17 protein-coding genes and 7 pseudogenes are annotated in these 20,980 nt (G+C 55.6%); 14 read left to right on the top strand and 10 right to left on the bottom strand.

Annotation, left to right across the window (positions count from 1 at the left end):
* Positions 1-5 precede the first annotated feature (5 nt).
* The 8 genes from rsxA to dtpA all read left to right on the top strand — a co-directional run bounded on the left by rsxA (position 6) and on the right by dtpA (position 7,997).
* Positions 6-587, top strand: coding sequence for an electron transport complex subunit RsxA (rsxA, locus tag ACTBDU_RS04745; protein WP_438805715.1), 582 nt, complete (start codon positions 6-8; stop codon positions 585-587).
* Positions 587-1,159: an electron transport complex subunit RsxB gene (gene rsxB / locus ACTBDU_RS04740; RefSeq protein ID WP_438805714.1), complete on the top strand. Its 573-nt coding sequence runs from the start codon at positions 587-589 to the stop codon at positions 1,157-1,159. Before rsxA ends, rsxB begins: the two co-directional genes overlap by 1 nt.
* Positions 1,152-2,957 (top strand): electron transport complex subunit RsxC, encoded by a 1,806-nt coding sequence (gene rsxC, locus ACTBDU_RS04735; protein ID WP_438805713.1) that lies wholly within the window; start codon positions 1,152-1,154, stop codon positions 2,955-2,957. The genes rsxB and rsxC overlap by 8 nt, the downstream gene beginning before the upstream one ends.
* Entirely contained in the window at positions 2,958-3,998 is a 1,041-nt protein-coding gene (rsxD, locus tag ACTBDU_RS04730; RefSeq protein ID WP_438805712.1) for an electron transport complex subunit RsxD, read from the top strand.
* 10 nt (positions 3,999-4,008) lie between these two features.
* On the top strand, positions 4,009-4,644 hold the full coding sequence (gene rsxG, locus ACTBDU_RS04725) for an electron transport complex subunit RsxG (RefSeq protein WP_438805711.1): 636 nt from the start codon (positions 4,009-4,011) through the stop codon (positions 4,642-4,644).
* Entirely contained in the window at positions 4,637-5,335 is a 699-nt protein-coding gene (locus tag ACTBDU_RS04720) for an electron transport complex subunit E (protein ID WP_438805710.1), read from the top strand. The genes rsxG and ACTBDU_RS04720 overlap by 8 nt, the downstream gene beginning before the upstream one ends.
* Complete coding sequence (nth, locus tag ACTBDU_RS04715) at positions 5,328-5,966, top strand: endonuclease III (RefSeq protein ID WP_438805709.1); 639 nt, start codon at positions 5,328-5,330, stop codon at positions 5,964-5,966. Before ACTBDU_RS04720 ends, nth begins: the two co-directional genes overlap by 8 nt.
* A 504-nt stretch (positions 5,967-6,470) precedes the next feature.
* The gene (gene dtpA / locus ACTBDU_RS04710) at positions 6,471-7,997 is read left to right on the top strand and encodes a dipeptide/tripeptide permease DtpA (RefSeq protein ID WP_438805708.1); all 1,527 of its coding nucleotides are present in this window, start codon (positions 6,471-6,473) and stop codon (positions 7,995-7,997) included.
* 104 nt (positions 7,998-8,101) lie between these two features.
* Here the strand turns inward: dtpA and pdxY are convergent.
* From pdxY to ACTBDU_RS04685, 5 genes and pseudogenes are all read right to left on the bottom strand, one after another.
* Positions 8,102-8,970, bottom strand: a pseudogene (gene pdxY / locus ACTBDU_RS04705) (pyridoxal kinase PdxY).
* Positions 8,971-9,050: 80 nt separating this feature from the next.
* A complete protein-coding gene (tyrS, locus tag ACTBDU_RS04700; RefSeq protein ID WP_438805707.1) occupies positions 9,051-10,325 on the bottom strand; it encodes a tyrosine--tRNA ligase in 1,275 nt (424 codons plus the stop codon).
* Between the two features lie 116 nt (positions 10,326-10,441).
* Positions 10,442-11,092: a pyridoxamine 5'-phosphate oxidase gene (gene pdxH / locus ACTBDU_RS04695; protein WP_438805706.1), complete on the bottom strand. Its 651-nt coding sequence runs from the start codon at positions 11,090-11,092 to the stop codon at positions 10,442-10,444.
* Between the two features lie 61 nt (positions 11,093-11,153).
* The gene (locus tag ACTBDU_RS04690) at positions 11,154-11,465 is read right to left on the bottom strand and encodes an MliC family protein (protein WP_438805705.1); all 312 of its coding nucleotides are present in this window, start codon (positions 11,463-11,465) and stop codon (positions 11,154-11,156) included.
* A gap of 90 nt (positions 11,466-11,555) precedes the next feature.
* Positions 11,556-12,500: pseudogene (locus tag ACTBDU_RS04685) on the bottom strand (anhydro-N-acetylmuramic acid kinase).
* A 348-nt stretch (positions 12,501-12,848) separates the two neighbouring features.
* Between ACTBDU_RS04685 and ACTBDU_RS04680 the strand changes: the two are divergent.
* The gene (locus ACTBDU_RS04680; protein WP_438805704.1) at positions 12,849-13,316 is read left to right on the top strand and encodes a glycine zipper 2TM domain-containing protein; all 468 of its coding nucleotides are present in this window, start codon (positions 12,849-12,851) and stop codon (positions 13,314-13,316) included.
* 95 nt (positions 13,317-13,411) lie between these two features.
* On the opposite strand, the gene slyA is transcribed toward ACTBDU_RS04680, so the two are convergent.
* Both slyA and ACTBDU_RS04670 read right to left on the bottom strand, forming a co-directional pair.
* Positions 13,412-13,846 carry a transcriptional regulator SlyA gene (gene slyA / locus ACTBDU_RS04675; protein ID WP_438805703.1) on the bottom strand — a complete coding sequence of 145 codons (435 nt, stop codon included), beginning with the start codon at positions 13,844-13,846 and terminating at the stop codon, positions 13,412-13,414.
* Between the two features lie 938 nt (positions 13,847-14,784).
* A pseudogene (locus ACTBDU_RS04670) lies at positions 14,785-15,033 on the bottom strand (DUF1289 domain-containing protein).
* Between the two features lie 83 nt (positions 15,034-15,116).
* Here ACTBDU_RS04670 and ACTBDU_RS04665 point away from each other — a divergent pair.
* Positions 15,117-15,375, top strand: a pseudogene (locus ACTBDU_RS04665) (VOC family protein); the annotation flags it as partial.
* Between the two features lie 129 nt (positions 15,376-15,504).
* Positions 15,505-16,209, top strand: coding sequence for a ribonuclease T (gene rnt / locus ACTBDU_RS04660; protein ID WP_438805702.1), 705 nt, complete (start codon positions 15,505-15,507; stop codon positions 16,207-16,209).
* Between the two features lie 153 nt (positions 16,210-16,362).
* Here the strand turns inward: rnt and ACTBDU_RS04655 are convergent, their stop codons facing one another.
* Positions 16,363-16,713 carry a Grx4 family monothiol glutaredoxin gene (locus tag ACTBDU_RS04655; protein ID WP_438805701.1) on the bottom strand — a complete coding sequence of 117 codons (351 nt, stop codon included), beginning with the start codon at positions 16,711-16,713 and terminating at the stop codon, positions 16,363-16,365.
* A gap of 846 nt (positions 16,714-17,559) precedes the next feature.
* On the opposite strand from ACTBDU_RS04655, the gene ACTBDU_RS04650 reads away from it, so the two are divergent.
* The gene (locus ACTBDU_RS04650) at positions 17,560-17,895 is read left to right on the top strand and encodes a C40 family peptidase (RefSeq protein WP_438805700.1); all 336 of its coding nucleotides are present in this window, start codon (positions 17,560-17,562) and stop codon (positions 17,893-17,895) included.
* A gap of 46 nt (positions 17,896-17,941) precedes the next feature.
* On the opposite strand, the gene ACTBDU_RS04645 is transcribed toward ACTBDU_RS04650, so the two are convergent.
* Complete coding sequence (locus tag ACTBDU_RS04645; RefSeq protein ID WP_148203490.1) at positions 17,942-18,031, bottom strand: cytochrome bd-I oxidase subunit CydH; 90 nt, start codon at positions 18,029-18,031, stop codon at positions 17,942-17,944.
* Positions 18,032-18,250: 219 nt separating this feature from the next.
* Between ACTBDU_RS04645 and purR the strand changes: the two are divergent.
* Both purR and cfa read left to right on the top strand, forming a co-directional pair.
* A pseudogene (gene purR, locus ACTBDU_RS04640) lies at positions 18,251-19,271 on the top strand (HTH-type transcriptional repressor PurR).
* Between the two features lie 478 nt (positions 19,272-19,749).
* Positions 19,750-20,625: pseudogene (gene cfa, locus ACTBDU_RS04635) on the top strand (cyclopropane fatty acyl phospholipid synthase); the annotation flags it as partial.
* 40 nt (positions 20,626-20,665) lie between these two features.
* On the opposite strand, the pseudogene ACTBDU_RS04630 reads toward cfa, so the two are convergent.
* A pseudogene (locus ACTBDU_RS04630) lies at positions 20,666-20,980 on the bottom strand (DDE-type integrase/transposase/recombinase); the annotation flags it as partial.

The following is a 20,980-nucleotide window of genomic DNA, read 5'->3' as shown; positions in this document are numbered from 1 at the left end:
TGGCAATGAATGGTTACCTGATGCTGTTCATCGGCACCGTGCTGGTGAATAACTTTGTGCTGGTCAAATTCCTCGGGCTTTGCCCGTTTATGGGTGTCTCCAAGAAAGTGGAAACCGCTCTGGGGATGGGCATGGCCACGACATTTGTCATGACGCTGGCGTCAATTTGCGCCTGGCTTATCAATGATTTTATTCTGCTGCCGCTCAATATTCCCTATCTGAGAACGCTGGCGTTTATTTTTATTATCGCGGTGGTGGTGCAGTTTACCGAACTGGTGGTGCGTAAAACCAGGCCGGCCCTCTATCGTCTGCTCGGCATTTTTCTGCCGCTGATTACAACTAACTGCACCGTACTGGGCGTAGCGCTGCTTAATGTGAATGAAAACCATAATTTCCTGCAGTCCGCGTTATACGGTTTCAGTGCCGCCGTTGGCTTCTCGCTGGTGATGGTGTTGTTCGCCGCGATTCGCGAACGGCTGGCGGTGGCGGATGTTCCCGCGCCATTTAAGGGCTCCTCTATCGCTCTCATTACCGCCGGGTTAATGTCGCTGGCCTTTATGGGCTTTACCGGACTGGTGAAGGTCTGATGTTGACGTTCTGGCTGGCCGTCGCCGCCCTTAGCGCTCTGGCCTTAGTGGCCGGGGCAGTGTTGGGCTTTGCCGCCCGTCGTTTTCAGGTAGAGGCAGATCCGGTGGCCGAGCGCATCGATGCCCTGCTGCCGCAAAGCCAATGCGCCCAATGTGGCTACCCCGGTTGCCGTCCTTATGCCGAAGCGGTCGCCGGCGGCGCACCGACCAATAAATGTGTGCCTGGCGGCGAGGCGGTAATGTTGAAAATCGCCGCCCAGCTCAGCGTCGATCCCCAACCGATGGAGGGCAAGGCCGCCAGGCGCCCTGAAACGCGCGGGGCCTGGATAGACGAAGGCAATTGCATCGGCTGCACCAAATGCATTCAAGCTTGTCCGGTGGATGCCATCGTCGGCGCCACGCGCGCCGTACATACGGTGGTGAGCGATCTCTGTACCGGCTGCGATCTCTGTGTAGCGCCCTGTCCTAGCAACTGTATTGAAATGCGCCCGCTTGCCGCCACCCCCGCCAGCTGGAAGTGGGATCTGCGCACCATACCCGTTACGGTCATCCAGCAGGAGCAACATGTTTAATTTATTGTCTGCCCTGCGCAAACAGCGGCTATGGGATTTCCCGGGCGGTATCCATCCCCCCGAGATGAAAAGTCAGTCCAGCAATGTCCCTCTGCGGTCCGTGCCACTGCCTGACAAGCTGATAATTCCCTTGAAGCAGCATTTGAACCCCGAAGGGGAATTGCGGGTGGCACCCGGCGATAACGTGCTGCGCGGTCAGCCCTTGACCGCCGGCAGCGGCCGGACGTTGCCTGTGCATGCCCCCACCTCCGGCACGATAGCGGCAATCACGCCGCACCGCACCGCGCATCCGTCGGGCCTGGCGGAACTTTGCGTCATTTTGCTGCCCGACGGCAAGGATCAATGGGTTGCGCTTAAGCCGCTGGCGGATTTTCAACACTATTCGTCGGCGCAGCTGCTGAGCCGTATTCATGAGAGGGGAATCGCCGGGCTGGGCGGCGCGGGTTTTCCCACCTCAGCCAAACTCGGCGGCTGCGAGCCTGGGCTGGAGACGCTCATCATCAACGGCGCCGAGTGTGAGCCCTATATCACCGCCGATGATCGGTTGATGCGGGAGCACGCCCGTGACATTGTCACAGGTATAGCGATATTGCATCATATGCTACGACCCCGGCGCTTGCTGCTGGGTATTGAGGATAATAAACCCAAAACTATCGCTGCCTTAAAGGACGCGCTGTGCGAGCATCCAACAGGCGAGCTGCGCGTCATTCCCACCAAATACCCCTCTGGCGGCGCAAAACAGCTCACCAAAATATTAACCGGCAAAGAGGTCCCCATGGGTCAACATTCCGCCGCCATTGGCGTAGTAATGTTGAATGTGGGCACCGTCTATGCCATCAAGCGCGCCGTTGTTGACGGAGAAGCGCTGACCGAGCGCGTAGTAACGCTTACGGGCGAGGCGCTGGCGCGGCCGGGCAATGTCTGGGCGCGCCTCGGCACCCCCGTAAGCCACCTGCTCGCCCATGCCGGTTTCATGCCCGCCGCGACGCCGACAGTCATTATGGGCGGTCCGCTGATGGGCTTCACGCTGCCTGCGCTGGATGTGCCGGTGGTCAAAATCAGCAACTGCCTGTTGGCGCCGTCCGTCCAGGAACTTGCGCCGGCAGAGCCGGAGCAAAGCTGTATTCGGTGCAGCCGTTGTGCGGATGCCTGTCCGGCCAGCCTGCTGCCGCAGCAGCTTTATTGGTTCAGCCGCGGACAAGAGCACGACAAGGCCCGCCAGCATCACCTGTTCGACTGTATCGAATGTGGCGCCTGCGCCTATGTCTGCCCCAGCAATATCCCGCTGGTGTACTATTATCGCCAGCAGAAAGCGGAAATTCGCGCGCTGGATGACGACGCACGGCGTGCGTCGATGGCGAAAGGGCGTTATGAAGCCAAACTGGCGCGGCGCGAGCGGGAAAAACAGCAACGGCTTGCCCGCCATCAGCAGGCCGCGGTAAAACTCGATGACGCCGCCGCGGCGGCTACGTCACCCCCCGACAACACCGCCTCGATGGCCGCTTCTCCCCAGGCCGCCGTGGCCGCCGCCATCGCACGGATGAAAGCGCGTCGCCAGGCCGCGCAGGAAAGTACGGTTTTCTCAGACCGGGTTGATGCCGCGCCAGACTGCGATGAGAATGTCGCCTTAGGTGACAACGTCACCACCTTAGTGACGGCCACACCCCGGCCTACGGGCAACGCCGCCGGCGCGATGTCACCTCCTCCTCCCCAGGGGGCCAGCGCCGCCATCACCGCCCGGCAGAAGGCGGAACAGAGCCTTCCCACCGCAACCACAATTTCGTCTGAAGAGGACTAAATGGCGTTTAGAATTGCAAGTTCCCCCTTCACCCATAACCGGCAAACCACCCGGCAAATCATGATTCAGGTCATGCTAGCCTGTCTGCCGGGGCTACTGGCATTAACGTATTTCTTCGGCAGCGGCATTATTATCCAGCTGGTGATAGCCTGCGTGACGGCGCTGCTGGCCGAAGGTGTGGTGTTGACGCTGCGTCGTCAACCGCTGGCTTCCCGATTGGGCGACGGCTCCGCTCTCCTTACTGCTTTACTGCTGGCGCTGAGCCTGCCGCCCCTGAGCCCCTGGTGGATGATGATGCTGGCGACGGCGTTTGCGATAGTCATCGCCAAACAGCTTTACGGCGGTCTGGGACATAACCCTTTCAATCCGGCGATGGTGGGATATGTGGTCCTGCTGATTTCCTTTCCGGTGCAGATGACCAGTTGGTCGCCCCAGCAAAGCCTGCTGCTGCATCCGGTTTCATTGACCGACAGCATGGCGCTGATTTTCACAGGCGTCACGCCTGACGGGCTGACGCTCACCCAACTCCGCGCTACCGTCGATGGCATAACGCAGGCCACGCCGCTCGATGGCTTCAAAACCGGGCTGCGCACCGGCACGCTGACTGCTTTACACTATCGCTGGGACTGGCAGGCGAGCGCGGAATGGACATGGGCCAACATTGGCTTTTTACTGGGTGGGCTATATCTGATCTGGCGGCGGGTCATCAGCTGGCATATTCCGCTCAGCCTCCTGGGCGGCATGCTCATCGGTGCCGGACTCGGGCACTGGCTGGCGCCTGCGGTGAGCGCGCCGCCTTTACTCCACCTGTTTTCCGGCGCTACGATGCTGGGTGCGCTTTTTATTGCCACCGATCCGGTGACTGCCGCCACCACCGTGCGAGGACGGGTGATTTTTGGTGCGTTAACAGGTCTGTTGGTATGGCTAATCCGTACCTGGGGAGGTTACCCTGATGGCGTGGCCTTCGCCGTACTGCTGGCCAATATCTGCGTGCCGCTGATTGACCACTACACTCAGCCACGCGTATATGGCCATCGATAAGGAAGGTAGGATGTTAAGGACAATGAGGAAGCATGGCATAACCCTTGCCGTATTCGTCGCTTTGGCTACCGGGCTGACGGCCCTGGTCAACGGCCTGACCACTAGCACCATTGAACGGCAGGCGGCCAGGCAGCAAATGCGATTGCTGGATCAGGTAGTGCCGCCGGATTTGTACAATAACCAGCTGTTGGACGAGTGCTATCTGGTGACCGATCCGGCGCTCGGCACCGACGCGCCGCACCGTCTTTATCTGGCGCGCAAAGACGGGACGCCGGTCGCGGCGGCAATCGAAACCACTGCACCGGACGGCTACGCCGGCGCCATTGATTTATTGGTCGGTGCGGACTTCTCGGGCAACGTTTTAGGTGCCCGGGTGACTCGTTATCATGAGACGCCGGGGCTGGGGGATAAAATCGAACTGCGGCTATCGGATTGGATTACGCATTTCAGCGGCAAATCGCTGCGCTCAGATAACGACAAGAGCTGGGCTGTCAAGAAAGACGGTGGTATGTTCGATCAATTCACCGGCGCCACAATCACGCCGCGAGCCGTGGTGAATGCCGTCAAGCGCACCGCCGGCTATTTGAAAAAAAACCTTAACGCGCTGGAAAAAATGCCGCATTGTGGAGAACCATCCCATGAATGAAGCAAAACGCATCCTCCTGGAAGGCCTGTGGCGCAATAACTCGTCTCTGGTGCAATTACTGGGTCTGTGTCCACTACTGGCGGTATCCAATACCGCCACCAATGCGCTTGGGCTGGGGCTTGCCACGACGCTGGTGCTGGTTTGCACCAATACCGCGGTCTCGGCCCTGCCCCGCTGGATCCCCGGCGAAATCCGCATTCCCATTTATGTCATGATTATTGCCTCGGTGGTGTCGGCGGTACAGATGCTTATCAACGCCTATGCGTTTGGTCTCTACCAATCCCTCGGCATTTTCATCCCGCTTATCGTGACTAACTGCATCGTTATCGGCCGGGCAGAAGCCTATGCCTCGCAGCGACCGCCGGCAAGGGCGGCGCTGGATGGGTTGGCCATCGGGCTCGGCTCGACGTGCGCGCTGCTCCTGATCGGCGCCCTGCGCGAAGTGCTGGGTAACGGCACCCTGTTCGACGGCGCGGATCAACTGCTGGGCGGATGGGCGCGGGTGCTGCGCATCAAGGTATTCCATACCGATACGCCCTTTTTGCTGGCCATGTTGCCACCCGGCGCGTTTATCGTCCTGGGGTTTATGCTGGCGGGGAAATACCTTATCGATCAACGCACAAAGGTCCGGCAGCCCAAGGCTGCCCGACCGGTAGTGCTGCAACAGGGACAGCCGTTAGCCGATGAATAAAAGCAAGCGTTATGACATTCTGTGTCGCCTGCGGGCGAATAATCCTTATCCCACTAGCGAGCTGGTGTACCGCTCGCCTTTCGAGCTGTTGATTGCGGTACTGCTCTCGGCCCAAGCGACCGATGTCCGCGTTAATAAGGCCACCAACCTGTTGTTCCCGGCGGCCGACACGCCGCATGCCATGCTGGCGCTGGGCGTTGAGGGTGTGAAAAACTATATCAAATCTATAGGGCTCTTTAACAGTAAGGCGGAGAACATAATCAAAACCTGCCGGCTGTTGTTGGAACGCCACCAGGGTGAGGTTCCCCAAGACCGCGCGTCGCTGGAAGCGCTGCCCGGCGTCGGGCGCAAAACCGCCAATGTAGTGTTGAACACCGCTTTCGGCTGGCCGACGATTGCGGTTGACACGCATATTTTCCGCGTGGCGAACCGTACCCGCTTTGCGGTGGGTAAAGATGTGGAAGCGGTGGAACAAAAGCTGTTGGCCGTGGTGCCAGGTGAGTTCAAGGTGGATTGTCACCATTGGTTCATCCTGCACGGCCGCTATACCTGTATCGCCCGTAAACCGCGCTGCGGCTCCTGCCTGATTGAAGATTTGTGTGAATACGACCAGAAACATTATCCGCAATAACGTCCCCGCGCGTTCCGGCGAGCTATTGCGGCCGGCCCTTCCGGAACCCACATCACCCCGTCTTTAAGCGCCACCCCGGCCCTGCAGAAGGCCTGTTTTCGTGCACCCTTGGCCTGACCGTATTTGTCCGTCAACGCAGAAAACACAGTCGCCGATGCATAATCACGCGTCTGGGCGCCCCCCTTTTGGTCGAGGACACAACGCTTCACCTACAGCACCGCTTTTCTTCGTCATAGGTAAGTGACTAATTTTCATGTTGAAAATTAGTTTCGCTTGATAATTATGAATCTTGCAGCATAAAAAACCGATTGTATTGGGACTGCATTGTATTTTATGCTTCGCCGGAAGCGTACTACGCGACAGCGTGAAAATCTCCCGAACAACAAAGATCGGGTGTTTTTAGCCGTTCACCCCTTTTGAAAACGATACATGCGGAATGGTGCTGCCATCATTACCCATGACAATTTCTGCACGCCAAAAAGCAGAATGAAAAACGAGGTCTTTGTGTCAACTGCAAACCAACAATCCCCAGAACCACGCGTAACAATTAACGCGTTTAAACAACCAAAATCGTTTTATCTGATTTTTTCCATCGAGCTTTGGGAGCGCTTCGGCTATTATGGCCTACAGGGTATCCTGGCCGTTTACCTGGTGAAAATGCTGGGACTGCCTGAATCCGACTCCATCACGCTGTTTTCATCCTTCAGCGCGCTGGTCTATGGCTTTGTCGCCATCGGCGGCTGGCTAGGTGACAAAGTGCTCGGCACCAAACGCGTCATTATTCTCGGCACCCTAGTGCTCACCACCGGTTACAGCATGGTGGCCTGGTCAGGTCATCAGGTGTTCTGGGTCTATCTTGGCATGGCCACTATTGCCGTCGGCAGCGGCCTGTTCAAGGCCAACCCCTCCTCCTTGCTCTCCACCTGCTATGAGAAAGGCGATCCGCGCCTAGACGGCGCCTTCACCATGTATTACATGGCCATCAATATCGGCTCCTTTTTGTCGATGCTGGCGACCCCTTGGCTGGCGGCGCATTATGGCTGGAGCGTGGCGTTTTCGTTAAGCGTCGTCGGCATGCTTATCACGCTGGTGAACTTTGTCATGTGCCGCGGCTACGTTAAGCATTATGGTTCAGCCCCGGATTTCATGGCGCTTAAATGGTCGCGCCTGTTGGCGGTTATCGGCGGTATTCTGGTGCTTATCCCCTGCGCCACTTGGTTGCTGCATCATCAGGAGATCGCGCGTATGGCGCTCGGCGCGGTGACTATCGGCATTTTGGTGGTCTTCGTCTATGAAACCCTGCGCCTGGAGGGGGGGGCGGCACGACGCCGTATGCTGGTGGCGTTAATCATGATGTTTGAGGCCGTGGTTTTCTTCGTGCTGTATAGCCAGATGCCGACCTCCCTTAACTTCTTCGCCATTCACAACGCGGAAACCTCGCTGCTGGGACTGAATTTTGAACCTGAGCAGTTTCAGGCGCTGAATCCTTTCTGGATCATGCTTGCCAGTCCATTGCTGGCGGCGGGCTATAACCGTCTGGGCGATCGGCTGCCGATACCGTTTAAGTTCGCCATTGGCATGGTGCTGTGCTCGCTGGCGTTCCTGGTGTTGCCGCTGGGCGCACATTTCGCCAGCGACGCCGGCATAGTCTCGCTTTATTGGCTCATTCTCAGCTATGCGTTGCAAAGCATCGGTGAGTTGATGATCTCCGGCCTGGGACTAGCCATGGTGGCGCAGCTGGTTCCTCAGCGTTTAATGGGGTTCATTATGGGCGCCTGGTTTTTGACTACCGCCGCGGCAGCGATTATCGCCGGCTTTGTCGCCAATTTGTCGGCGGTTCCGTCGAACGTGAGCGATCCGCACCATTCCCTGCAGGTGTATAGCCATGTGTTTCTGCAGATAGGCATCTGCACCGGCATCATTGCAGTGCTGATGCTGGCGTTCGCGCCGAAGCTTAACCGTCTCTCCCGCGCGGACGCGGCGACGCACGCGGTGCAAAATGGAATGACCCCGGTGCCGCAGGGGGAATAACCGCCTGAGCGTACTTTGCAGATACGGCAAATAATCAAGCCAGCCCTTTACGGGCTGGCTTGATAGCGAAGACGGTCAGCGCCACCGCACAGGTTGCGCGAGGCTCACATCACCGGCGACGCCGGGAAATGATGTTGCGGCAATGCGATCTGGTCTTGCGCCGCGACGACCTGCAATTCATACTCTCCGGCCTCTTTCGTCTGCTTCATGACCTCATACACCGCACGCGGTGACGTGCTCCAGCGCTTTCTGTGGAACTTAGCCCCCTAAGCAAATTGACCAGCAGCAGGCCACTGGTAAGATCCCCTACCCCCACCGGCTGGCTGGCGCCAAAATCCACCAGCGTGCGGGTGGGTATGCTACCCCTCGTCGGCGGTCACCAACAGCATCTCAAAGCTTTGCGGATCGTAGCCGGCGTAGGTGAGATGTTTCACCAGCACCATGCGCGACCCGCGCTGCATCAGTTCGCGGGCGGTGGCTACCGCTTCGTCCACCGAGCTGACGCGATGCCCGCTGAGCTGCTCCAGCTTAAGCAAATTCGGCGCGATGATACCGGCGGCCGGCAGACCGGCTTTACAGTGGAATTCCGCCACGTCTGGCGCGACAATACAGCCCTTCTCCGGATCGCCCGTCACGGGATCCGGCAAATAAAGGGCGGCAGGGTTCGCCTGTTTAACCTGTTGCACGATCGCCAGAATATGCCCTCCCTACTCCGGAGCCGCCGATATATCCGCTCAGCACCGCGCCATAGCGTTTTGAACCATCGATTGCCGCTTATCCCTTTGACTATCTCGGTCAGGTGTGCCGCAGGCATCACGCAGCCGGTCCACTGCCCATACTGGGTGTGGTTAAAAAACTGCACGATATTGAGCGGCCACACATTGACGCCCATCCGGCACATGGGAAACACCGCCAAGCTGTTGCCCGCATGGCCAAAAACCACGTGAGACTGAATAGAGAGAACATTCTTCATCAAAAACCGCCTTCCACACCTTCGGCCCGTGGCCGTCACACATAAGAAAGGGGCCTGAGGCTCCCTTGCCAGAAATCCCGCTATTGCCAATTGAGCAGACAGTAGTGTTTTTTGCCCCGGCGCAGCAGGGTATACCGGCCATAGAGCCTATCGGCGGCGTCGAAGACGTAGTCCGTAGACGTCTGTTTTTCACCGTTGACCGACACGGCATTGGCGCTTATCAAGGTCCGGGCCTGTCCGCGCGACGGCACCAGCTCGGCCGCCATCAGCGCCTGCTGCAAATCCGCGCCGCGCTCAAGGTGGACCGTCGGCATGACGTCCTGCGCCAGTTGAGCGAAATCATCCTCGGTCAAATCCGCCAGCGCGCCTGAAAACAGACTGGCGGTAATACGCTTCGCCGCCGCTAGCCCCTGCTCGCCATGCACCATGCGGGTCACCTCTTCCGCCAGAACATACTGGGCGCCCGGCGCTTTATCGCTGGCGCGATCCTCTTGTTCCAGCGCGTCGATTGTCGCAAGATCGAGGAAAGTAAAAAATTTCAAGAAGCGATACACCTCGTTGTCGGCGGTATTGATCCAGAACTGATAAAACTTGTAGGGACTGGTCTTTCTGGGATCCAGCCACACCGCGCCACCTTCAGCCTTGCCGAATTTGGTGCCGTCCGCTTTGGTAATCAGCGGCACCGTCAGACCGTACACGGTATTTTGATGTAGCCGACGCGTCAAATCGATGCCGGAGGTAATATTGCCCCACTGATCAGAGCCGCCTATTTGCAACGCCACGCCGTATTGCTTGTTCAGGCAGGCGAAATCGTAGCCCTGCAACAGATTATAGGAAAACTCGGTAAACGAAATACCGCTATCATCACGGTTCAACCGCTGTTTCACCGCCTCTTTATCGATCATTTGATTGACGGAGAAGTGTTTACCGATATCGCGCAGGAACGTCAGCACGTTCATCGAACCAAACCAGTCATAGTTGTTGGCGGCGACGGCGCTGTTATCGCCACAGTCAAAATCCAGGAACGGCGATACCTGACGTTTGATTTTCTCTACCCATTTCTGAACGGTTTCCGTCGTATTAAGCTTACGCTCGGTGGCTTTGAAGCTGGGATCGCCGATAAGACCGGTCGCGCCCCCCACCAGTGCCATCGGCCGATGACCGGCCAGTTGAAAACGTTTGAGGCACAGCAAAGGCACCAAATGCCCCAAATGCAAGCTGTCGGCGGTGGGATCGAAACCGCAATACAGCGCGATTGGCCCAGCCGCCAACCGTTCAGCCAGCGCCTTCTCATCCGTGGCCTGGGCAATCAGGCCCCGCTTTTGCAATTGTTGTATTAGGTTACTGCTTGCCATCAAAAACTCCTTTATCAAGAAAAAGAAAAAAAAGGACACACCAGCCCGCGCCGGCGTTAACCGGCACGCGCGCCAGTCCTTAAAAAACGCAGTCAGGCCGCCATTGGTTAGCGCGGCTAGGGCGCCAGCCGGGCAATGTGCCAGCCGCCGTTTTCGCGCCGGTAGAGAAACCTGTCGTGCAGCTTGTGTTCGCCGCCCTGCCAGAATTCCATCGCCTCGATACTTACCCGATAACCGCCCCAGAAACTCGGCAGCGGCACGTTACCTTGGGCAAATTTCTGTTTCAGCTCCAGGAATTTACTTTCCAGCACCCCGCGAGCGGAAATACGGCTGGACTGGCGCGAAACCCAGGCGCCTATTTGACTGTCACGGGGACGACTATGGAAGTACTCCATCACCTCGATAACCGACAACCGCTCCGCGCGTCCCAGCACCAGGACCTGGCGCTCCAGCGCGTGCCAGGGGAAATGCAGGCTAATGCGGGGATTATGCGCCAGATGCGTCGCTTTGCGGCTGCTAAGATTGGTGTAAAACACCATTCCCTGACGGTTAAAATGTTTAAGCAGTACCAGCCGTTGATAGGGCTGGCCGTTCTCATCCACGGTGCCAACGCTCATCGCGGTGGCGTCGGGAAGCTGCGCGGCGCAGGCTTGCTTTAGCCATTGCTCGAACAAGCCCATGGGCTCCACCGTTAAATCGGCGCGGCGTAGTCCGCCCCGGGTATATTCCCTGCGCAGGGCGGCAATATCGATTAATTGTTCAGTCATAATGTGCTGAAAAGGCAGCAATGAAAGCCGTTATTGTGCGCCGTGACGCTGAAAATCTCAATCACTTACCCGCGGCGCTCTGGATGACGCAATCATCAACGATAATTTTGTCCTGCCGCTCGATAAACGCTCGCTCGCCCTTTGACCAGAAGCTGTATTGACCATCACTGTAGCGGGCGCTGGAGGCGGTGACGACCTGCGGTAAACTCAACTGCTGACCATCAAGAATAAAGTTCACCCGTTCGCGGGCATTATCCAGCGTCACGGTCAACGGCAGCGTACCGCATTGATAGTGTAAAGTCTCCGTTTGCGCACTGCGGCCGCCGTGATAGCTACAGGCGGAGGCGGCCTGCGCCAGGGAGAGTATTATCATAGGGTTGCGCATCGTGTTTCTGTCCTGTTTGATGATTAAACACCGCCTTCAGCGAGGGGCGCAATCGCCGGCGCCCCTTTTTGGCCGAGATTAAGTCTTCTCTGTCGCGGGCATGACCGGATAAATCGCCCCCAACAGCGTTTCTTCTCTGGCGCCGGTGACCGAAGGCAGATTATTCGGCAGGCCGGATAAGGTCTGAAACCCCAGCTAGGCGAACGCAAGCGTCTCCATATCATCGCCGCTCACACCAAATTTGTCGGTGGGACTGACTTTAATGCCCGGCAGCAGCGCCGACAATCGGTTCATGATTAGCAGATTGCGCGCGCTGCCGCCGCAGACCAGCAAATCTTTGCAGCCGCCGCACAACAGCACCTGCTGTGCAATTATTCGTGCGGTCAACTTCACCAGCGTGGCCTGCACATCCTGGGCGGGAATGGGGCCCAGCCGCGAGAGCTGTCGCTCCCCAGCCAGCCGAGATTAAAATACTCCCTGCCGGTACTTTTCGGCACCGCCCGCAGAAAATAGTCATCTGCCAATAGATGTTGCAGCAGTCCTTGATGCACCTTGCCGCTGCGGGCCCAGCGGCCGTCCTTATCATAAGGCACCAGCGGCGCCCCCTGACCGCCCAGCGCCATGTCGCGCCGGCGAAAATCGCCCACTGTCGTTATCCCCGTCATGGCGGCGATGCGGTTATTATCGCCTATTTGCAGGGTACAGGGGCCGCCCCCATCCGGCTCGGCTCGTGCCAGACGGTTTGCCCATGACAGGCTATAGCGGTTACTTCGTGCGGCGCCACGCCTGTCTGCTGCAGTAAACTTAGCACCGCCTCGGCGAACAAAATGCCAAGTCGGGTGTCCAATTGTCCAAACCTCGAAAGGGTCACCGCCTGCCCCCCTGACACATCGCCAGGATTTGCTGTTTGATAGGCAGCGGAATAGGATGGCAGTAGCGGGCCTGATGCGCCACGGTGTGCTCATCGATTCCTGCCAGTACCACATCGATGCCGTCCATGCTGGTACCGGACATGATGCCTATATGGCGGGCGGCCGGTTCTCATTTCACTCCCTCTCCCTCGTGCAGGAATATGACTTAATAAGGGTAACTTACCCAGCTTTACGGCAGGAGACCATGAAAATTCACACAATATTTTAGATTATTACGCATTCAGCAATGATGCAATTTAAACTTAGTATTGTTACCATTTAATTATCTAGCTATCTTAATTCGTTTATTCGCAGTTTATCTTTTTTTCAATATAATTGTCTGTAGTCTCTGCGCGTTACAAGGCACTTCGATTCCCTACACCGGCTCACGAAGTTTTTACCGTTTATCCGCTTCTGTCCGGGATTGCCGCGCAAAACGGCATGTTAACTGGAGTTTTTTATGATGAAACGTTTGATCGTGGCGGCCCTCGCCAGTATGACAGTGGCGGGATGCGCCAACAATAGCACGCTGTCCGGCGATGTTCATCCCGCCTCGGAGGCTAAACAGGTTCAAAGCGTGACGTACGGCACTTTGGTAGGGGTTCGCCCGGTACAAATTCAGGGCGGTGAAAACTCCAACGTCATTGGCGCTATCGGCGGCGCAGTGCTGGGCGGATTCCTGGGGAATACGGTCGGGGGCGGCAGCGGCCGCAGCCTGGCAACCGCGGCGGGCGCCGTGGCGGGCGGCGTGGCGGGCTCAAGCGTCGAGGGTGCGGTGAACCGGACTCAGGGCGTGGAGCTTGAAGTACGTAAAGATGACGGTAACACCATCATGGTCGTACAGAAACAGGGCAATACCCGTTTCAGCGTCGGACAGCGCATTGCGCTTGCCAGCAATGGCCGCACTATCACCGTATCCCCGCGCTAACCCCCTGCTTACGCGCAACCGCACTGTTTGCGCGCCACAAAAAACCGGCCCCAGGGCCGGTTTTTTGCTCACGTCAGTGCCGTGGACGTAACGCTTTAAGACTTGTTATAAAGCTCCAGAATATTCTTTTCCAGTTTGGCAATCATATTGCTCAGCAACTGAATCTCCTCCTGGCTAATGCCATTAAGAATTTCATCTCGGGTGCTGTCGATAACATCGTTCACTTCTTTGATAATAGGTTCAGCAGATTCGGTCAGTTTGATCCGCTTCGCCCGGCGGTCATTGGCGCAGGTATGCCGAGTGATAAGCCCTTTTTCTTCGAGCTGATCCAGCGTTCGCACCAACGAGGGCTGTTCGATGCCGATAGCCTTCGCCAATTGAATCTGGGACTGCTCCGGCGGCAACTGGCAAATATTATGTAAAGTGATCCAATGCGTCTGTGTGAGTTCTAAAGGCTTTAAACGGTGGTCAATTAAAGCGCGCCATACTCGAACAAGTCGCGCCAAATCTGATCCTAATGGCGATTCCAAATCTCTCTCCTTATAATTAAGCTGATTAAGCTTGCTCCCTGGATTCCCCCCACCCATCCTAATGGGTGGATGAGCAAATTACAAATATATATACCCATAACCTAAGCATTATGTAGAGATCGATGTAAGCGGCATATTCTTCCTTAATAAAGTTTGGACGTCGCGCACCCGCGCCGTTTGCGACGAACACTCCCGATCGCGCCGGGAAACGCGGCCTTCTGCCCCCACTGATTCCCTTGTGGTTTAAACACGCTGGCAGACAAGGGGCTCCCTGCAGAAGCCAACGCAGTCAGTTTCCACGCTGACAGGCCGGACAGTTTATTTATAACTGTAACACTATTATTACCACATACGTAGTTTATTGTTAATTTAAGTTAAATGAAAATATAACAAATATCAGTATTTCATGTATTTAGTAGCACATTGTAATTTACATACATAAATAACTACTTAATACATTAGAAATTATTATGGAGAAAGAACCACAGTTTCGTGGCTAATTTTTAGCTAATTATCACCAAATTCTGACGTTATTTCCTCGCCGTTAAAATGTTTTCTCTCTTCAGAAAAATACTCTTCCCGCTGGCTATTGTCGCCCGACGAGGAAGGATTATCCATAGCGCGCCGGGCTGAAAGCTATTTATTATCCTTTCGCGTTAGGTTTTATTTCGGACGGGGATAATCAGAGGTTAATCCCCTTTCTTTATCCGGACATCGCGGACGGTCGTTTTACAACGCCAGACGCCCGATCAGAGCCAGCGCCACCGGCCGACAACGCCTCCGTTGGCGGCCCTCGCAAAAGAGGGCCCGCCGCGGGTTATGCTATACCTGATGGCGACGGGAAACTTAACCACAAGCTCAAAAATGCGCCGGACTTGCCGCGCAGCAACGTCCAGGGACGTTGCCGTCGCGCGTGCCGCTGCCCGGCAGCGCGGTGGTTAAAACAGCGAGGGCTGTTCAGGCTCGTCCGGCAAAGCGTCACGCCAGGCGGCGGGGGGACGGCGCAGCCGCAGGTAGCGCTAGTGACAAAGCCGCAGCACTTCACGTTTTTGACTGTCGTTCATCCCGCCCCATTGAAAACGTTCGTCCCGGCTGCGCAGGCAACCGCGGCAATAGCCCCGAGCATCCGATTGGCATACCCCGCTGCAGGGATTGGGCAGGCTGAAAAATTCAAGTTGCTCCGCCACAATACCTCCTCTGCATCTAAATTGCAGACGGCATTTTCCCTGCTGGCAAGTTATTTTTTACCCAGCGGGTCGACATTCTGTGCGAAGGGGCGGTTATTGAGCTGACCTATAACTGGGGCGTGGACAGTTACGACTTAGGCAGCACGTATGGCCATATCGCTTTGGGGGTAGACAATGCGGCCGCCGCCTGCGAACGCATTCGCCAGGCCGGGGGGCAAAGTTACCCGCGAAGCCGGGCCGGTCAAAGGCGGTAGCACCATTATTGCCTTCATCGAGGATCCAGACGAGTACAAAATTGAACTGATTGAGAACAAACACGCTGGTCAAGGCGTCGGCAATTAACCTTGTCAGCACGGCCGGAACCTCAGGGTTCACGGCCCGTTCTTCCCGCCCCGGCTGCATAACTCGCCATGCAAGACGTACCAAAATTTGCCATAATGGCGGCTAAATTCACTGAACATAAAAACAGGCATGGCTGAACAAGACGATTTGACTACCCTCCGCGCCCGCTTTCGTGGCTTTTATCCCGTTGTCATTGATGTGGAAACCGCAGGCTTTAACGCCGCGACCGATGCCCTGCTGGAAATCGCCGCCGTAACCTTGAAGATGGATGACGATGGCTGGTTGCAGGCGGACTCCACCCTGCATTTCCATGTCGATCCCTTTCCCGGCGCGCTGCTGCAGCCGGAAGCGCTGGCCTTTAACGGTATTGATCCGCACAACCCTCTCCGCGGCGCGGTTGGCGAGTATGAGACCCTGCATGAAATTTTTAAAACGGTGCGTAAGGGGATTAAAGATCAAGATTGCAACCGCGCCATCATCGTCGCCCACAACGCCGCTTTCGACCATGGCTTTTTGATGGCCGCAGCCTCACGCGCCGGTTTAAAACGCAACCCTTTCCATCCCTTCGCTACCTTTGATACGGCGGCGCTGAGCGGCCTGGTGGTCGGCCAGACCGTGCTGGCCAAAGCCTGCGCCGCGGCAGGCATCGCTTTTGACAGCGGTGAAGCGCATTCTGCGCTGTACGACACCGAACGTACCGCGACGCTGTTTTGTGAATTGGTCAACCGCTGGAAACGTCTCGGCGGCTGGCCGGTTGCAATACCCGCACCGGGCGATGCCGAAGAAGAGGCGGTCGCCGCACAGGATCGCGCCAACCCGACTCTCGATTTATAAAGCTTAAGCTCGGCGGCGTTACGCGCAAAAAAAGGCCACCCGACGCCTCGGATGGCCTTTTTGCAGCGGTTAAAAAATCTGTACCGCGTTCGCTACACCCCAATCGCGCAAGCGGAACGCGGTCTAAGCAATTTTTCGGTCTGCCGTGGTCTCTTATTGCTGCGCGCTACCGGTTTGTAAATTGTATTTTATCGCGGTATCCTTGATAAGCGGCTGCAGTTCGCCGCGCTGATACATCTCAATAATGATGTCGCAGCCGCCGATGAGCTCGCCATCCACCCATAACTGGGGAAAAGTCGGCCAGTTGGCAAATTTCGGCAGTTCCGCGCGGATATCCGGATTGGTCAGCACATCAACATAGGCGAAACGCTCGCCGCAGGCGGACAGCGCCTGTACCGCTTGGGCGGAAAAACCACAGCCCGGTAATTTTGGCGAGCCTTTCATATACAGGAGAATCGGATTCTCGGCGATCTGTTGCTGAATTTTTTCGATAGTTATAGTCATTGTCTCGCTTCCTTAAGCCAGTGGCTGGCTTTTATTTATCGTGCATCGTATCTGACGTAATTCACTATTCTAACGATTCCCGTGGGAACATTTAAATGCTTTTTTTAGATTTACCGCGCCTGGCGCCTTCGGCCTGCCCGGGGGGCGCCTGCTGCGCTACTCTGTCAGTTTGACCTTGCCAGGGAGCCATTTTGGGTCTAGGGTAGTTAACGAGTTGTAAAAGCGTTGATTTTTACGGCACCCGCCGCGCAAAAACCCGGCAAATAAGCTTTTATTCACGTTTATTCACAATCTGTATGAAAATACGGATGCAATAGGCCCACAAATAGCTTAAACTCAGCGGAGTCGTCATTCTCCCACCCGACTTTGAGCCACAGAGAATAGCGTTTATCATGTGTCTATGCTTTACGCTTTTTGTGCTGCTGTTTACCCAGTTCTTTCTCAATCTCGCGCACGCCGCGCCAAATGCGGGAGTGAATGCCGGTCAACGCAAATCCCAGCCCAGTGCGGCCAAAACCGATGACCGCCGCAAGCGCAAGGCCGTGGCCGCTAAATCGCCCGCCGTTACACGCCCCCCGTAAAAACCGCCACCACTGCGCCGCATGCCGATAAAAAAGCCGCCGCAGGTCCGCGCGCCCTTACGGTAAAGACCACCGCCGTCACGACCAAAACCGCCAAAGGGGGGGGGGGGGAAGTAAAACCACCGCCTCGCGCCACCCTCGAGAAAGCGCGCGCGCCGCGCATAGCCTGGCTGCCCGGACGGGGGCGGAAAAACGCTGCGGCCGTCATCGCGGCGACGTACGTGTTCAGACCGACGCTATTGCGGCAAACGGGGAACCCTTACGCATGAGCGAAAGCCACAAGGTGCACTACCAGCCCGCCAAATTGACGGCGATGGCGAAATTGATGTCGCAGGTGAGTAAGCCTTATCGCTGGGGCGGTAAATTGCCGACGACCGATTTTGACTGTAGCGGCCTGATTTATTACGCCTATAAGGATTTGATCCGGGTGCCGCTGCCGCGCACTGCCAATGAAATGTATCATCTGCGGGACGCAGCGCCGTTATCTCTCGCCTGCGCCATCGCCGCCTATCGGTCTTGTCTTCCCCCTGCCTTGCACACCGACGACCCGACAATGTCGTCCGTCTGCGGCAATAAAAAAGTGCGTGAGAGCTCCTTTTAACGCCGGGGCAAAGCCCGGTACAACGCCGGACCGCCCGCTTGCACCATCAATTCAATACGGCGGTGAAGCTGAAAATCACAATGACCAACAGCGAGAAGACGGTAGTCATTAACGACAAAGCAAAATCGCGGCTCATGCTATTTCCTTTTGACGCTATGGCGTCAGGTGGTTGACCTCATATTTCTCCGACCTTCATCTTGCTATATCTGCGGCCAAAAAGCATGTCCCCCGGCGTGCAAGCGCATATAATGCTTTCACTTTATCGACAAATCGAGGAAAATTTCTTTTCATTGGCAGGCAAACGATTCAATTAGCATTATACCCTGTTGCCGGGGGATTCAGGAGTAGTTTAGACATGGCAATCATTAAAGACGTAGCCAAACGCGCGGGGGTACCATCAACCACGGTTTCGCATGTGATCAACAAAACCCGCTTTGTGACGCCGGAAACCAAACGCGCCCTCTGGGACGCCATAAAACAGCTCAGCTACTCCCCCAGTGCGGGGGCGCGCAGTTTGAAGATCAACCGCACCAAATCCATCGGCCTGCTGGCCAGCACCAGCGAAGCCCCCTACTTTGCCGAGATAATCGAATCCATCGAACACCAGTGCTTTGGCCAGAGGCCATACCCTTATTCTGTGCAACTCCCATAACGAAGCCTCAAAACAGTAAGTTTATCTGCAAATGCTGGCGCAAAAGCGCGGCGACGGTCTACTGGTGATGTCCGCTGAATATCCCGAAGCGCTGTTGTCGCTGCTGGAAGAATATCGCCACATTCCTATGGTCGTCATGGATTGAAGTGAGGTGCGGGGAGATTTTACCGATATTATCATCGATAATGTTTTTGCCGGCGGCTATATGGCTACCCACTATTTGCTCGATCGCGGGCACCGGGATATCGACGCCATTCCCAGCCAACTTGCGCGTAACACCGGCGGCGGCCGCCACCGCGGCTATCTCCATTCCTTAAACGAAGCCGGGATCACCCCTAACGCGTCATGGATTGTCCAGGGTGATTTAGAGCCGGCTTCCGGTTATCGCGCCATGCAGCATATTCTGGCTCAACGTCACCGCCCCAGCGCAATATTTTGCGGCGGCGACGAAATAGCCATGGGCGCCCTGTGTGCGATTCACGAGCAAGGGTTGCAGGTACCGCAAGACATTTCGTTAATAGGCTACGATAACGTCAGCCACTCACGTTATTTCAGCCCGGCGCTCACCACCGTCGATCAACCCAAAGCGGTATTAGGTAAATCCGCGCTCACCATGCTGCTGGATAAAATTATCGGCAAGCGGGAGGGCGCGCAGACGATTGAAGTCCACCCGACGCTAATAGAGAGAAGCTCGGTGGCCGACGGCCCTTACCGCTCCCGCTAGTTCCCGCCCTCATCATTGACGGCAGGCCCTCGTGCACGGCGGGGCCGCCTGGCTTGCGCCCGACGTTTTATGCGGTGCTTGCCGCGAGGGATAGTCTCCTTACCGCATGCGTGAATAATAACTTTTTTGGCTAATAAACTTTTTGTGAAGGGTGACTATTTCTCATAGTTATCATTGATTTAAACTCTTATCCCTAATCCTTTTTTTAGAGTTGTCTAAAGCCGGATGCAGGCTTATACTCAATTATGTTAACAATTATAACGAGTTTTTTATTCATTTTCTTTAGGGACATGATGTTTACTCATGCCTGTTTCTTTCGGGCAAAGCAACCGGTTTGACAGCCATTCTGAGTTTCTATTCCTCTGTTAATTTTGTCGTATCAGACACCACGGCATACCGTGGATTCTTATAAAAGCTCGCAGGCAGCGCCTGCCTCTTCCTGACGAGGTATTTTCAGAAGAAAGGTGATGGAGAAGCTATGAGTTCCTCGTGTGTTGAAGACCCGAGCTTTCAAGATAACGCTTGGTATCGCATCGTCCATGAATTACTCGCTGAGGCCGACACTGAGATTAATAAATCGCGTCCATTTGATATTCGCGTCAATAATCCGGATTTTTTTAAGCGCGTGTTACAGGACGGTTCGCTAGGCTTAGGTGAAAGTTATATAAATGGCTGGTGGGAATGCGAACGGCTGGATATGTTTTTCCAGCGGGCTTTGCGTTGCGGACTGGAAAATAAGCGCCCCCATCATTTCAAAGATACCCTGCGCGTCGCCGCGGCGCGTCTGACCAATCTTTAATCGCGTAAACGGGCCTGAATTGTCGGCAAAGAACATTATGATTTAGGTAATGACCTTTTCTCGCTGATGCTTGATCCCTATATGCAATATTCCTGCGGTTATTGACCGCATGCCGACAATCTGGCGCAGCCCCAACAACACAAACTGGAGATGATATGCCAGAAACTGCAACTACAGCCCGGTATGTCGCTTCTTGACGTCGGCTGCGGCTGGGGCGGTCTGGCGCATTATGCCGCAGAACATTATGGCGTCATTATTTCGGCCGAACAGCAAAAACTGGCGCAAAAGCGCTGTGAAGGACAGGATGTCACTATTTTGCTACAAGATTATCGTGACCTAAATTTATAATTCGACCGCATTGTGTCGGTGAGGCTGTTTGAGCACGTAGGGTCTAAGAATTACCCTACCTATTTTGATGTGGTTGCCCGTAATTCAAAACCCAACGGACTGTTTTTGTTGCACACCATCGGCGCGAATAAAACCGATATGAATGTCGATCCGTGGATCAATAAATATATTTTTCCGAATGGCTGCTTACCTTCCGTTAGGAATATTGTAGTGGTCAACTAAAACTGGCCACCGCGTTAGCGTTTTTCTAGTATCTATTTTCTGATTCGTTTGGTGGTAACCTACCGTTATATTCATGCGGCCTGAGTGCGCTGTAATATCCCACGATATAGTCGGTAATTTCATGAGCTGCTTCGCTGAAGCTTATGTAACCCGTTACCGGTATCCACTCGTTTTTCAGACTTCTGAAGAAGCGCTCCATTAGACCTGTTATCTCAACAGTTACCCCGCCGACTCATGCTTTGTTTGAACCGGTAACGCCACAGCAACTGTCGGAACTGCCTGCTCGTATAGTGGCTACCCTGATCGCTGTGGAACGTCACTCCGGCTGGTTTACCACGCG

Source organism: Sodalis sp. (in: enterobacteria), from assembly GCF_051710625.1.
GTDB lineage: Bacteria > Pseudomonadota > Gammaproteobacteria > Enterobacterales > Enterobacteriaceae > JBPESN01.
The sequence above is the reverse complement of the archived record's forward strand: the minus strand, read 5'-3'. Positions and strand labels throughout refer to the sequence as shown.